Source organism: Cutibacterium sp. KBN10P07758 (genome assembly GCF_050286205.1).
In the GTDB taxonomy this organism is placed as follows: Bacteria; Actinomycetota; Actinomycetes; order Propionibacteriales; family Propionibacteriaceae; genus Cutibacterium; species Cutibacterium acnes.
Genome location: NZ_JBNNQV010000001.1, coordinates 1,253,012 through 1,267,587 on the forward strand (window position 1 = coordinate 1,253,012; position 14,576 = coordinate 1,267,587).

A 14,576-nucleotide genomic window follows, 5' to 3' on the forward strand; every position below is an offset into this window, starting at 1 on the left:
TGGCCTGCTGTTCTCGTCGCGTCGGCGGCTTCAGGACGCGTTCGCCTGCGTTTCACCGTCGTCTACAACACCATGTACTGACGTTGAGGAAACAGTCGTCTGGCGTGTCTGCGGATCTCTCGCTGTCGGCCATGGTCGTCATAGTGCAGCCAGGTTCGAGACAGCCGGATATGCCGCGGGTGGTGACACTAAGATCACGCCGAACACCGGGATCGACGAAGGCACCGTCCCTGAACCCCTGTGGAGGCCTGATCGGTGAAGTATCCCCGCCTACGAGCCGAATTGCGAAAGCTACCGGCGGTTGGCCAGGTGCGTAGGCATTGGCAAGATTGCCAACCGAATCCACATAGACGGAGATCTTCTCGGCTTGATAACGGCTAGTGGTCGCCGGGTGTTGGAAGCCCCGCATAGACTAAACCGGTCATGCCTAATTCACGACTGGAAGGTGAGCTGCCTGGTGGGGGAGTCGTCACCTTCGACACTGACCTTCCGATAGCGGCACACGCCGACGAGATTGCTGACCTCATCAAGCACCACCAAGTCGTGGTGGTGGCAGGCGAGACCGGTTCGGGAAAGACGACCCAGCTGCCCAAGATCTGCCTGGCCTTGGGACGTCGTCAGATTGCCCATACCCAGCCCCGACGGATCGCCGCGCGCAGCGTCGCAGAACGAGTTGCCGAGGAAATGGGGGTCGAGCTGGGGGAACAGGTCGGCTATCAAGTGCGCTTCACCCGGCGCGCTTCCTCCGACACCGCACTGACTGTCATGACTGACGGAGTACTGCTTGCTGAGATTTCCCACGATCGCGACTTGTGCGCCCATGACACCATCATTATTGACGAGGCTCACGAGCGCAGCCTCAATATCGACTTCTTGCTGGGTTACCTGAAACAGTTGCTGCCACGACGTCCAGACCTCAAAGTCATCATCACCTCGGCCACTATCGACACCGCCAGGTTTTCCGCCCACTTCGACGACGCGCCAGTTATTGAGGTCTCGGGGCGCACGTACCCCGTTGAGGTGCGTTATCGCCCGCTGGATCCCTCTGAGCAAATCCGCCCCGATGACGAAGATGACATTGACGACGAAGATGAGCTCCTCCATCGTCCATCAGCCCCGTCCCTGACGAGCCCGGATGACGAGGTTGTCGACCAAGTCACCGGTATCTGCCGGGCGGTCCAGGAACTTTGCCGCGAGGAGAGCGGTGACATCCTGGTATTCCTAGCTGGTGAGCAGGAGATCCGCGAGACCGCCGAGGCGCTGGCGGACCTCAATCTGTCTAACACCGAAGTCCTGCCACTCTTTGCCCGCCTGTCGGCCGCAGAACAGCATCGGGTTTTCACTCCGCATACCGGACGACGGATCGTGCTGGCCACCAACGTCGCCGAGACCTCCCTGACCGTGCCTGGAATCCGCTACGTCATTGATCCGGGAACTGCCCGTATCTCGCGGTACTCGGTGCGCACCAAGGTCCAGTGCCTGCCTATCGAGCCGGTCTCCCAGGCCAGCGCCAACCAGCGCGCCGGACGATGTGGCCGCGTGGCACCGGGCATCTGCATCCGGCTGTATTCCCAGACCAGTTTCGAGTCTCGTCCCGAATTCACCGAGCCGGAGATCCTGCGCACCAATTTAGCCGCGGTCATCCTCCAGATGGCCCAGGCCAGGCTCGGAGCCATCACCGACTTTCCTTTCGTCGAAGCCCCGGACCGCTCCCGGATCAATGACGGAATCCGGCTCCTCGACGAACTAGGAGCTCTCAAACCGGGACACCGTGACGCTCCGCGCCTAACAAAGATCGGACACCAGCTGGCCCGGGTGCCATTGGACCCACGGCTGGGACGTATGCTCCTTGAAGGAGCGAGGCAAGGTAGCCTGGCCGAGGTCTTGGTCATCGTCGCGGCTCTATCGATTCGCGACGTCCGGGAGCGTCCCGCAGATAAGCGCGAGGAGGCCGACGCTTTTCATCGCCGTTTTGCCACCGAAGCCAACCTACTGCAGACCCTCCAAGCGGCCGACAACACCGATAACAACCAGGTGGGGGATTGGTCTCAGGTCCGCCGCCAGCATATTCACCAGGAGGCCGCCAACACTGCTAAACCAGGACCTCCGGCACGTCATACCCCGCACACCAGGGGGAAGATCTCCCCACGCCCCCAGGCGGGCGGCATTGACGAGGGTGGCGACATCATGGCCATCCACCGGCTATGGCGTTACCTGCGCCACCAGCGTCGTCAAATGGGGTCCTCAGCCTTCCGCCGAATGTGTCGGGCCGAGTACATCAACTATCTGCGGGTGCGTGAGTGGGACGATTTGCACGGCCAACTCCGCCAGATCGCCAAGGAACTGCACCTGGAGGTCAACCGCACCTCAGCCCCAACCGACCGGGTTCTTGTTGCCCTACTCTCGGGACTGTTGTCTCACATCGGGCTGGTCCAGGTCCGGCAGCCGGCCAAACGGCACGGCCAGCGCCCCGGGCCTCAGGAATACCTCGGTGCTCGCGGCACGAAGTTCGCCATTAATCCCGGATCGCTGCTGGCGCGTAAGTCGCCCGAACTTGTCGTGGCTGTTGAGCTCGTGGAGACCTCTCGGCTGTGGGCTAGGACAGTTGCCGCCGTCCAGCCCGAGTGGGTGGAGGAGGTTGCGGGCCCTCTCATCAGGCGTTCCTGGGCGGTTCCGCATTGGGCAGCATCAACAGCGTCAGTGGTCGCTACTGAGCGTGGCACCCTCTTTGGGGTGCCGTTATGGGCTGACCGTCGCGTCACCTATGGCCGCATCGATCCGGTGGCGTCCCGACAGATTTTTATCCGTTCGGCTCTCGTAGAGCGGAACTGGCGATCCGATCATGGATTCCTCAAACACAACGATCGAGTTCGCGACGAGGCCGCAGATCTTGAGGAGCGCAGTCGTCAGCGCGGCCTGGTAGCCGACGACGACGCCATCTTCGCTTTTTACGACCGTCGGATTCCTGACGGGATCGTCTCTGGTTCCCATTTCGACGCTTGGTGGCGTCGGGTGCAAGACCGTCACCAGCTTGACTTGTCGATCGACGATCTCGTCGACTCCGGCTCCGTAGACGCCGACGCTTTCCCTGACCACTGGAAAGTCGGAAACCTCGAACTTCCAGTGCGCTACGTTTTTGAGCCGGGATCCGGGCACGACGGCGTCACCGTCACTATCCCGCTAGCACTGCTCAACCAGGTGCCCACAGCACCGTTCAGCTGGCAGGTGCCAGGCTTGCGCACCGAGTTGGCGACGGAACTCATTCGCGCCCTTCCTAAGCGCATTCGCACTCAACTGGTACCTGCCCCCGACCGTGCCCGAGCGGCGCTAACCTGGCTGGAAGACCACGATGCTGACCGCCACGCCCCCTTCACCAATGAACTCGGACGAGCCCTGAGAACTCTCACCGGGGTCATCATCAACCCTGATGACTGGAATATTGCCGCTATCCCGGCCCATTTGCGGATTGGTTTCGACATTACTGACGCCGAGGGAAGACCTGTCGGTAAGAAATCCAAAAAGAATGGTAAGGACAAACTCAAGGGATCTCAGCCCGCACCCATTGCCCGCTCCGAGGATCTCGACGCCCTGCAGACTGATTTGGCTCCCAAGGTGTCCCAATCTTTGACTAAGGCCGCGGGCCAACCCCAGATCCACGGTGCGAAGGAGTGGACCTTCGACCCAATTCCGAAACGGGTTGATCTGTCGCGCAAGGGCCCTGACGCCGTCGGCTACCCATGCCTGGTCGATGAAGGTGACTCCGTCGGCACCACCGTCCTCGACACTCCTCGTGCCCAGCGCACCAGCCATGCTTCCGGCGTCGTGAAGTTGCTTGTCCTCAACCTTCCTGACCCGACGAAGTGGGTTGTTACGCATATGGATAACGCCACCAAGCTGGCCCTGGCAACGTCTCCGTACCCCAGCGTCCCAGCCTTACTGGCCGATGCCCGTCATAAGGCGGTGGCTTCGGTGGCTCAGGAGAAGGCGGGTGATCTGTCAGGGATTCGCGACAAGAAGACATTCGACGACCTCGCTCTAGTCGTTCGTCAAGACCAGGCCGACCGGATGGCTCGAGTGGTGCGTACTGCTGGCAGGATCCTCAGTCGTGTCGTCGCTGCTCGTCAGGCTCTGGCAACTGTCTCGGATCCGGCGATCCATGCTGACATCGTTGCTCAGATTAATGACCTCGTCTTCGAGAATTTCATTTCGGCCACCCCGGACCCTTGGTATGACGACATGCCGCGCTGGATTCAGGGGGTGAGCGTGCGGATCGAGTCCCTGATGACCAACCCTTCACGCGATCCCCGCCAGATGGCCGAGCTGGAGCCTCTCCTGGCCGACTATGACGCCCTGTGCGAGGAGCAACCGGCTGGAAAACTACCCGCCGAGGTCGAGGAGATTGGGTTCATGCTGGAGGAGTTGCGCGTCCAGTACTTCGCTCAAAAACTCGGTACTCGTGTCAGTGTGTCACCCAAGCGAATTCGTATGGCGATAGCCAAGCTGTCCTAACGTCGTGCACTGGCTATGTGCGCGAGATCCGAGCCTACGCTCGGTCTTTCGCCCTCCCAGTTCTTCCAGGCGCGGATCGATTTCTTCAACCGTTGTTGCTAGTGAGTGCGCCGCCTTGGCGAGAGCTGCCATGACACGTTGCCTGATCTGGCACAGTGGTTAGGTGCCATCGACGACTGCTGAACTGCTTGACCTGCTCGATCTTGAAGACCTCGATCTCGATCTGTTTCGAGGCCGGCAACCACACACGACGTGGCAGCGGACCTTCGGGGGCCAGGTACTGGCTCAGGCTCTGGTTGCTGGTGCCCGCACTATTCCTGAGCGGACCGCCCATTCCATGCACGCGCTGTTCCTACATGCTGGACGCACCGATCTGCCGATGATCTTTGATGTCGAGAGAATTCGTGACGGTCGCACCTTCAGCACTCGCCGTGTCAACGCTCGCCAACACGGTCGGACGATCTTCACCGCGGAACTGTCCTTCAAGAACCGCGAGGACGGCCCGGAGCACTCCGATCCGATGCCGGACTGTCTTCCGGACCCGGATCGCTGTCCGACCCTAGCCCAGGCCCTCGAACAGATGTTCGGGCGACCTATGCCCACCGTCAAGGAGTGGGATGCGCTCGACGTGCGGTTGGCCGGTGACGGATCGCAGCTCGTCGATCCCAACCACGTCACCCACTTGAGTTTGTGGGTACGCACCACCGCGAGCCTTCCTGACGACCGCGTTGTGCAGCGTGCGATCCTCGCCTACATTTCCGATATCAGTCTCATGGCTGGTGCTGTTATGCCACACCTGGGATCGGTGCCATCGGGTATGGTCGTCAATCCGGCATCGCTGGATCACGCCATGTGGTTCCACCGGACTGCCGAGGCCGACTGCTGGATGCTCTACGACCAGGTTTCTCCGAGCGCATCAGGCCTGCTCGGTTTCTCCATGGGCCGACTGATGCAGGATGGCAAACTCATCGCGTCCTGCTGCCAGGAGGGGGTCATGAGGCTGGTAGATGTGAACGACCTCGACGCCTCAGTAACGTTTCCGCTTGGCCGTGGCACGTGATGTCCTCTGAACGCGACGGTGGCCCCGGAAGGGTCCGGAGCCACCGTGTGCAGATGTCAGGCCGCCATCGTGGCGAGGTTACGTTGACGCATGCTGGCTAGGGCAGCACGTTCGATCTGACGCACACGTTCGGCGGTGATTCCCCACACCTTGCCGATGTCGGCAAGCTTGGCTTGGCGTCCATCGACGAGTCCGTAGCGGCGACGCACCACGTCGGCAGAGCGCTCGTCGAGATCGTCAAGGAGCCCTTCAAGTCGACTGCGGTCCTCGGCGTCGAGCACAATGTCGTCAGGACCAGGAGAGGTCTCGCGGGCGATGAGGTCGCCCAGGCTAGTGTCGCCGTCGTCCTCAACCGGAGCGTCGAGAGAGACGTGGTCACGTCCAAAGCGGATGAGCTCGATGACACGCTCCTCGGTGATCTCCAACTCGTCGGCGATTTCGAAGGTTTCGGGCTCGCGACCCAGCTGACGCTCGAGGTTGCGGCGGGCAGCCGACACCTGATTCACCTGTTCAGCGACGTGCACCGGAAGGCGGACGATGCGACCCTGCTGCGCGATGCCTCGGCTGATAGCCTGACGGACCCACCAGGTGGCGTAGGTCGAGAACTTGAATCCCTTGGCGTAGTCGAACTTCTCGACGGCGCGTATGAGCCCGGTATTGCCTTCCTGCACGAGGTCAAGTAACGGCATCTGAGACCGACCGTATTTGCGGGCCACCGACACGACCAGACGCAGGTTAGCGCGCACGAAGTGGGCCAGGGCTTCGTCTCCGTCGGCTGCAATCTGGTGTAGTTCCTTAGTGGTGGTATCCGATGTGGTTTCCGCGTGGCCTTCGAGAATGGCGCGTGCAAACACGCCCGCTTCGATCCGGCGGGCTAACGCAACCTCCTCTGCGGCGTTGAGTAGGGGCGTGCGGGCGATCCCGTCTAGGTAGAGGCCGACTGCGTCCTTACCATCAATGCCATCGGTGGTACGAACCCGGGACTTGGTGTCCATATGCTTCGCCTTTCTCCGTCGGACTGGTTGACACCTATATCAACGTCATAGAGGGTCGAATGTCATCCCTGAGTGGCCGATGAGTGTCTGCGGTCGTGGGTAACATCAGAGGATCAGACTGTGGTCGTACATGGCTGCTCGACGCAGCCATTCCGTGGCAGGAGAAGGGAACTGGTGAGAGCCAGTTTGTGTTAACGCGCGGATGATGCCACAATAAATGCAGGGTCTTGACGCCTCCTGGGCGTCGTATGCCCTTGGGTCTCATGGGGCGGTGATCGTCGATCTTTTATGGGCCCATTTGGAGGGGACAGCACTGAAGGACTGGTCAGTCCTTGGAGAGGATACCCGTGTCGACCACCACGTCCAGCACTGCAAACACCGCTGCAGACGAGGAGGCGAAGATAGCCACCGCGAGGAAGAGTACACGTTCCACCTCTGCTAAGACCGGTACGACCGGTCGGGCGAAGAAGACCACTGCGACGAAGGCAAGCCAGTCGTCGGCTCACAAGTCCGCTGGTGGGGCCAAGACTCCCACGGCTAAGTCATCTGGGGCCAAAACCACGACGAAGCCCACCAGCACTAAGACGGCCGCGAAGTCCACCAAGACAGCGGCGAGTAAGACGACGAAGTCTTCGGGTACGAAGACTGTTGGAAACGCGTCGTCCGGTGGTGCCAAAAAGTCGACAACTAAGAGGCGGACCACTAAGGCGAAGAAGGAAACGACCGTCGCCGAAGCCGCATCCGGTGAGGTCGATGTGACCGTGGAGCGCGACGGTGACGACGTTGTGCTGACTATTGGCGGCAAGAAGCGCTCCCTCGACGATGTTGACGAGCGTGACTACGACCCGGCCGAGGCTGCTAAGGACGAGCAGCAGATCAACAAGGAGACCGAGGCGTTCTCCTTGTCTGATAACGATGACGCTGACGAGCCCGAGCAGACCGTCATGGTCGCCGGCGCTACCGCAGATCCCGTTAAGGATTACCTTAAGCAGATCGGCAAAGTAGCTCTGCTCAATGCCGTCGAAGAGGTTGATCTCGCCAAGCGCATTGAGGCCGGTCTGTTTGCCGGCGAGCAGCTAGCCGACCCGGATGCCAAGATCCGGGAGAAGGACCGCGAGGATTACGAGTGGATCGCCGAGGACGGCAAGGTGGCGAAGAACCACCTATTGGAGGCCAACCTCCGTCTGGTCGTCTCCTTGGCTAAGCGTTACACCGGTCGCGGCATGCTCTTCCTTGACCTCATTCAGGAGGGCAACCTCGGTCTCATTCGTGCCGTCGAGAAATTCGACTACACCAAGGGCTACAAATTCTCTACGTACGCGACGTGGTGGATCAAGCAGGCCATTACCCGCGCCATGGCCGACCAGGCTCGTACTATTCGTATCCCTGTGCATATGGTCGAGGTCATCAACAAGCTGGCTCGCGTCCAGCGTCAGATGCTCCAGGACCTAGGTCGTGAGCCCACCCCGGAAGAGCTTGCCAGCGAACTCGATATGACCGCAGAGAAGGTCATTGAGGTGCAGAAATACGGTCGCGAGCCGATCTCGCTGCATACCCCACTGGGTGAGGATGGCGATTCTGAGTTTGGTGACCTTATTGAGGATTCTGAGGCCATCGTGCCAGCAGACGCCGTCAACTTCACCCTGTTGCAGGAGCAGCTGCATGATGTCCTCGATACCTTGTCCGAGCGAGAGGCCGGTGTTGTGTCGATGCGATTCGGCTTGACCGACGGACAGCCCAAGACCCTGGATGAGATCGGCAAGGTCTACGGTGTTACTCGGGAGCGCATCCGCCAGATCGAGTCCAAGACCATGTCGAAACTGCGTCATCCGAGTCGCTCTCAGGTACTGCGCGACTACCTCGACTGAGGATTTAGCAGATGAACGGGGGGTGCCCACTGGGGCGCCCCCCGTCATGTTGAGCCGGTCAGTCCGACGACGTCATCGGTCAACGTCGTCGAGGAAGTGGCGAACTGTGATCTCATCGGGGTCGAACCCTTCGGGAAGACCAGTCACAGTGACGACGGCCTTCGTTCCGGGACGTAGATCAAGGGCTGAGATGTCGGGTCGCGCACCCGGCCACGGCGTCAGAACTCGCACAAAGTAGGCGAACGTCGTCGTTGCCACCGTCACTGTGGCCGTAGTTGGTTCCGTCACGTCTACCTTGACGTCGAGGTGCGCCTCGGGCAAGTTGAGGTCGCCGATGCGTGTCAGGAAGAGTCGGTTAGCAGGCAGAACCGATCCTTCGACCCATATGTAGTGGCTGCCGTTGACGGGGATCTGGGCGCGCGGTACTGACCACACCATCTGGGAGGTGGACGCAGGAACGGATACTTTGATTCGATGTGTCTGGTCGATGCTTCCGTCAAATCCTTCGATTGTGACTGTCACGGTATCGGTGACTCGGGTGGGACGCGCATTGCTGACCCATACCTCCAGTGAATCGTCAGTCAGGCGCAGGATGGACAGCGCCGGGGCGAAGGCTCGAGCTGTAGCGTAGTAGCCCGGCTTGGCCCCGAGGTCGTGGTCGAGCAGGGACCACGTCATTCCAGGCCAAGGTTCATTGAGCTGCCACACTAGGGCGCCAGCGCAGTGAGGCCAACGGCGCCGGTAATGCTCGATGCCGAATTTGAGTCCCTCGGCCTGCACCACCTGGCTGTAGGTGACGTAGGACTGAACCGATGTCGGTTTGCCTACTTCGTAATCAATGAGGGCCATCCCTTTGGCCTTCGGGGTGTCCTTATTACGCGCGAGAAGAATGGGGTCGTCGAGGTTGAGGTGATCATTCCCTAACCACCTGCCGAGGGCGGGTAGGTCAGCACTGGCGTGGATGCCAAACTCGCTAATGAACCGCCCGGTGTCATAGCTATAGCGGTGATAGTGCATGGCTTCGGCAGGGCTGGAATAATCCTCGTGCGTCCCTGCTCCCACGTCCGCGCCATGCCACACTTCCCATGCGTGACGATCACCGGCCCTGGTGCCATTAACGCGAGGGTCGGTGTCAACATCAGTGGCCGGGCTGTTGGCCCAATAGTTCACGGTGGGGCTGTTGCGACGAACCGCCTCAGGCAAGACCTCGTCGAAGATCTCGGATCCCCATGGGCCCGGGTTAAGATTATTCCAGACCGCCTGGTGCATGGCCTGCACCTCATTGCCTCCAGCCCACAGCGCCAGACTCGGATGATTAGCGAGACGGCGGGTTTGATAGTCAGCCTCGGTACGGACCTCGGACATGAACTCTTCATCGTCGCCGGGATAGTCAATGCAGGCGAACATAAAGTCGTGCCACACGAGGATGCCGTATTCGTCACAGGCAGTCATGAAGGCGTCGGAAGCGTAGACACCGCCGCCCCAGACGCGCACCATCGTCATATTGGCATCGCGGCAGGCTCGGACAAGGTCGTGATCCTGCTGGGGAGTCACCGATCCCGGCAGCATCGACTGCGGGACCAGATTGGCGCCACGGGCAAAGACTGGCACGCCATTGATAATGAACGTGAAGTGACGGGCAGGCCCGTCGATTTCGGGATCGTCTGTGTCGGGGGAGCAGTCCACCTCGATGGTGCGGATACCTGCCATGCCGGAATCAGTAGCGATCGTGTTGGCGTCCTTATCGCAGATCTTGATGTCGACCTGGTAGAGGGAAGGCTTGCCCAGGTCATGGGTCCACCACAGTTGCGGGTTATCCAGCTGGAGATCCACGGTGGCTGAACCATGTTTGAATTGGGCGTGTCCACTGACGCGATCACCATCTGGCGAAGTGAGGGTGACATCAACGGTACAGGGTGCAGGGCCGTCGTGGTGGACAGTGGACACCACGACGTTGACGTCTGCACTGTCGCCGTCACCGATGGCCATCGTGTCGACGTGATGGCTCACCTCGATCGGTGAACGACGGGTCAACTCCACGGGACCCGTCAGGCCGATCGAGGGGATACGGGGAGCAAAATCCCATCCCCACGAGAACATGCCTTTACGGCGTCGAGTCGCGGCCAGATCGAGGGTGAGAATCCCCGAGCCAGGCTCGGCGTCCAGGTTCTGAGGGGCCGCGGCATTAAGGAAGTCACTGACGGCGTTGACCATAGCTCTCGTGGCTGGCGGCTCGGCCAGGCCATCTAATGGGGGTGCGAAGCGGATGAGTACTTTGGCTTTGTTGGCGTCGATGGGCGGAAGCGTAACCTGGAAGGGTCGGTACTGGTTGGCATGACGACCGACGTGGTGTCCGTTGACCCAGATGTCTGCAACGGTATCGACGCCGGTCAGGGTCAATACGAGCGGATCGTCTCCCGCCGGGATCGGCACCGTTCCGCGATACCACCAGGCGCGATCCTCCACCCAACGACAGTCTTTTTCGTGATCCTCTACATATGGATGAGCGATGATCCCAGCCGCTATCAGGGTTTCGTGCACTCCTCCTGGCACCACCGCCTCGATCCACTCGTGGGTATCTGCGGCTAATCCGACAGGATCGATGACACTCGGATCGCTAGAGGTCAGCTGGAATGGTGCACTCATGAGGATTCCTTTGGTGGCTCAAAGTACACCTAAAACCTAGCACGACTTGGTATTCGCTGATGGTTGGGGAGGATAACTCTGGGATTTCCTCCTAAGGTTGGGTCCATGGCAGTGACGACGAAGAGCCTCACCCGACGTGGACCATACGCTAAGGGGGTTGCTCGTAGGGCTGAGATTCTTGACGTCGCTCTGCGGCTCTATGGCGCAAGTTCGGGGGAGCGGCCCACACTGGCCGCCATCGCTGCCGAAGTTGGGCTCACGGAGGCAGGCGTTCTGCACTACTTCGGATCGATGGACGAATTATTCGTGGCGATTCTTGAAGCTCGTGACGCTCACGCGGTCGATGCTGGTGGCCTCACCGACCCTGACCATGTGTGGGCATACTTGGCTCAGACGACCCGCACTCCGGGGCTGACCAAGCTCTTTGTCGACATGAGTGTGGCCGCCGCCGATCCCTATCACCCGGCCCATACTTTCATGGAGCGACACCGTCAGCGAGTTCACGACGTCGTCAGAATGGCCCTCGGGATCGACGATGAGCAGGCCATCCGACTGGTAGTTGCCGCGGCTGAGGGCTTACAGATGCGGTGGATACAGAACCAGGCAACTGATATCGCGGGCGATCTTGAGGCGTTAGCTCGAGTACTGACTACTCGCTCAGTGGTCAGTAAGGAAACGTTGCCCAAGGCTCGTGACGACCTGGAATCCCAGTGAGTTGCGCGCCTGGGAATCGAAAGCGTGATTGAGCATCGGTAACTGTACGTGATCGACCCGGACTCCAGCCTGGCGGGCACGATTGACGAATTTCCGCACACTGGATGGCGGAACAAAGGTGTCGTGATTTCCCTGGATCACCATTGTTGGTGGTGCCTGAGGAGTGATCCAGGTGGAACTGTTGACAGCGCGATAACGGTCGGGGAATTGCTTGGGGGTGCCACCGATATACATTTTGGCGGCATTGCCCGCGCTCAGTGTGGTGACCGACTCGACGGTACCGACATCCACCGTTGGATAGAGGGCGAGGACTGACTTCGGGGCCCGTATTGAGCCGCAGGAACTCTTCAACTTTCCACTGGCGGCGCCGTAGGCGAGATTAATGGCCATTCCACCACCAGCGGAATCACCCATGATCGATACCTGTGAAGGGTCGCCACCGAGTTCTTTCACGTGGGACAGGCTCCAGGCCCAGGCACATGCGACCTGTTTTGGGGCGGTATTCCAGGTGGGGTGGCCCTGGGTGGCCAGGGTGTACGAGGGGCGAATGACTAACCAGCCATGATCGGAAAACCATCTCAACGTGGCGGGCATGGTGGCGTCGGTGCTCCATCCTCCACCATGAATGTCGACAAGTACCGGGGCATTGTGGTTATGGGCACGGTAGATCTGGGCCGTCTCGTCAGGGCCGGATCCATACCGGACCGTTTCGTCAGGGTGGTCGGACATCGACGACACCGCAGCTGCCGAGACGACGTTGATACGTCCACCGGCGCGGTCCGTGATCCACGCCGTCGTCGCCGTTGCCGCCACTGGCACGATGAGGGCCATCACCGAGAAGACAACGGCCACCACTCGCAGACCACCTCGTCCCAGAAGAGCGAGGACGAAGGCGATGACGGCGATGACCAGAGCCGGTACAGCCAACGATCCCACCAGAACGGAGGAGATGAAGGTGAGGGCATTGTGTGAGGGGAGGATCGCGGCCACTGACCACGCCAGTACCGGCAGGGTCAGGATCAGCCCGACGAGACCGGAAGTGATGCGTAGCCAGGAATGACGGGAGGTTTTCGTGTCAGCCACGCGTCCACCGTACTCACGGGACATGGTCGATAGGATCTTCGCGCAGGAGGGACCCATGGCTATCAGGATCAGACAGGTTGCTACCGGAGACAGGCCGGCCGTCGCGCGGATGTCCCACGGCGAGTATGTTTGGCTGGCTGTCGACACCGAGTCAGTCGTTGATGGCCTTCTCTAGGTCTTCGGATTCGCCTGGGCCGGGGTGCACCTTGACGAACCTACTCCGCTGGAACTGGAAAGTCTCTACGTCCGTTCTCGTCTGTACGGCACCGGGCTCGGCCAGGCCCTCATGAATACCGTCATCGGCGATTCCCGGGCCTATGTCATGGTCTATCCCGACAACACCCAGGCCAAGGCATTCTACCGCCGTAACGGATTCTCTCCCGATGGTCATCTCGACGATTACCGCGACGAGGATCCGGCCTACGTCCTGGAGTGCTGGATTCGCTGAATCCCCTTGGTTCTTGCTCGCGACAAGCTAGGATAAATTAAATTTATTTATTTCTTGTGTCGATGCGCCACGACGACGTAGTGGGACCGGCTCAGGGGATGACGACCCGGTCCCGGGCCGTGAGTCACGAAGGAGTGCCATGTCCATAACACCACGAAAGTGCAAGGCTGCCGCCCTTGCCACAGCGCCGGTGGCCGCTGCCCTCGGTGCTTACGGATTTCTTAAAGGGGCGACGAAGTTCTATTCCAGCCAGGTTAACGGAACTCCCGAGCAGTACAAGATGACCCTTCCTGGTGACGACCTCGTCCCGGAAGGTTCGCCGCGCTTCAAGCGCCTCACCCATGTGGAGGATCTCGACGCCCCCTGCGACGAGGTCTGGAAGCACGTCTACCAGCTCAACACCACGACCGCCGGCTTCTACTCCTTCACCTTCTTCGAGAAGATGTTCGGACTGTCGGTCGACAACACCTTCATGGTGGAACAGGCTTGGCAGGCCCCGGACTACTACAAGCCCGGTGACATGTTCTGTTGGAGTTACGCCGGTTTCGGTGCCGAGGTCGCCGACATGGTCCCCGGCAAGTATCTGGTGTGGTTCGCTGACACCCGTGACGGCACCAGGACACCGGGCGCAAGTTTCCTGCTACCGCCTGGAATGCCGTGGAACCGCTGGAGTTGGGTCATCGCCCTGGAACCCCTCGACAGTGGCAACCGGACGCGCATCTACTCCCGGTGGAACATCTCGGCCTCCGAGGAGTCCAGTCCGATCTCGGTCTTCCTCATGGATCTGGTCATGATGGACGGCGGCGGCATGATGAACCGTCGGATGTTCCAAGGGCTGGAGAAGGCTGCCGTCGGAACTGCTCGCAAGAACATCGTTCCTGCGCGCCTATCAGCGGTTCATGGGCAAGTCCTACGGCACTGACGACGACCTGCAGTACCGCGTTCCGTACCCGGAGATCCGCTGGTCCCGCGACTTCCCTCGAGTGGCCAGCGAACGGGCCTCCTTCACCGAGGATCCCAACTGGCCGCCTGCCCCGGGGGAGGAGTACCACGCCGACATCGAAGGCAACAATGCCCGTAACGGGTGGACCGAGGACACCCCGGCCGCCAATGATGCCGAGGCCGAGCGGCGTGCCAAGGAGCTGGCAGCACATCTCGATGAGATGGCACGTGGTCGGCGAACTGCCCGCTGAGATCTTTCGCGACCTAGACCATTACCGACCCCATTCATCGCCGAACTTATTCACCACTAC

At 60.5% G+C, this 14,576-nt stretch carries 10 protein-coding genes and 1 pseudogene; 7 read left to right on the top strand and 4 right to left on the bottom strand.

Annotation, left to right across the window (positions count from 1 at the left end; genetic code table 11):
* Positions 1–52 precede the first annotated feature (52 nt).
* Entirely contained in the window at positions 53–346 is a 294-nt protein-coding gene (locus tag ACOYO3_RS06180; RefSeq protein ID WP_002524987.1) for a hypothetical protein, read from the bottom strand.
* A 77-nt stretch (positions 347–423) separates the two neighbouring features.
* On the opposite strand from ACOYO3_RS06180, the gene hrpA reads away from it, so the two are divergent.
* Positions 424–4,509 (top strand): ATP-dependent RNA helicase HrpA, encoded by a 4,086-nt coding sequence (hrpA, locus tag ACOYO3_RS06185; protein WP_002524986.1) that lies wholly within the window; start codon positions 424–426, stop codon positions 4,507–4,509.
* Positions 4,510–4,672: 163 nt separating this feature from the next.
* The gene (locus ACOYO3_RS06190; protein ID WP_002515462.1) at positions 4,673–5,569 is read left to right on the top strand and encodes an acyl-CoA thioesterase; all 897 of its coding nucleotides are present in this window, start codon (positions 4,673–4,675) and stop codon (positions 5,567–5,569) included.
* 56 nt (positions 5,570–5,625) lie between these two features.
* Here the strand turns inward: ACOYO3_RS06190 and ACOYO3_RS06195 are convergent, their stop codons facing one another.
* Positions 5,626–6,564 carry a sigma-70 family RNA polymerase sigma factor gene (locus ACOYO3_RS06195; protein ID WP_002515632.1) on the bottom strand — a complete coding sequence of 313 codons (939 nt, stop codon included), beginning with the start codon at positions 6,562–6,564 and terminating at the stop codon, positions 5,626–5,628.
* A gap of 332 nt (positions 6,565–6,896) precedes the next feature.
* Between ACOYO3_RS06195 and ACOYO3_RS06200 the strand changes: the two genes are divergently transcribed.
* On the top strand, positions 6,897–8,432 hold the full coding sequence (locus ACOYO3_RS06200; RefSeq protein ID WP_002519002.1) for an RNA polymerase sigma factor: 1,536 nt from the start codon (positions 6,897–6,899) through the stop codon (positions 8,430–8,432).
* Positions 8,433–8,504: 72 nt separating this feature from the next.
* Here the strand turns inward: ACOYO3_RS06200 and ACOYO3_RS06205 are convergent, their stop codons facing one another.
* Complete coding sequence (locus tag ACOYO3_RS06205) at positions 8,505–11,078, bottom strand: glycoside hydrolase family 2 protein (RefSeq protein WP_427305814.1); 2,574 nt, start codon at positions 11,076–11,078, stop codon at positions 8,505–8,507.
* A gap of 105 nt (positions 11,079–11,183) precedes the next feature.
* Here ACOYO3_RS06205 and ACOYO3_RS06210 point away from each other — a divergent pair, with 105 nt between their 5' ends.
* Positions 11,184–11,792 carry a TetR/AcrR family transcriptional regulator gene (locus ACOYO3_RS06210; RefSeq protein ID WP_002519001.1) on the top strand — a complete coding sequence of 203 codons (609 nt, stop codon included), beginning with the start codon at positions 11,184–11,186 and terminating at the stop codon, positions 11,790–11,792.
* Here the strand turns inward: ACOYO3_RS06210 and ACOYO3_RS06215 are convergent.
* The gene (locus tag ACOYO3_RS06215) at positions 11,736–12,899 is read right to left on the bottom strand and encodes an alpha/beta hydrolase (protein WP_002515456.1); all 1,164 of its coding nucleotides are present in this window, start codon (positions 12,897–12,899) and stop codon (positions 11,736–11,738) included. The genes ACOYO3_RS06210 and ACOYO3_RS06215 overlap by 57 nt on opposite strands.
* A gap of 169 nt (positions 12,900–13,068) precedes the next feature.
* Between ACOYO3_RS06215 and ACOYO3_RS06220 the strand changes: the two are divergent.
* The 3 genes and pseudogenes from ACOYO3_RS06220 to ACOYO3_RS06230 form a co-directional block, all read left to right on the top strand.
* Positions 13,069–13,323, top strand: a pseudogene (locus tag ACOYO3_RS06220) (GNAT family N-acetyltransferase); the annotation flags it as partial.
* 139 nt (positions 13,324–13,462) lie between these two features.
* Positions 13,463–14,245: a hypothetical protein gene (locus ACOYO3_RS06225; protein WP_002517798.1), complete on the top strand. Its 783-nt coding sequence runs from the start codon at positions 13,463–13,465 to the stop codon at positions 14,243–14,245.
* Positions 14,223–14,516 carry a hypothetical protein gene (locus tag ACOYO3_RS06230; RefSeq protein ID WP_002515516.1) on the top strand — a complete coding sequence of 98 codons (294 nt, stop codon included), beginning with the start codon at positions 14,223–14,225 and terminating at the stop codon, positions 14,514–14,516. Before ACOYO3_RS06225 ends, ACOYO3_RS06230 begins: the two co-directional genes overlap by 23 nt.
* Positions 14,517–14,576 lie beyond the last annotated feature (60 nt).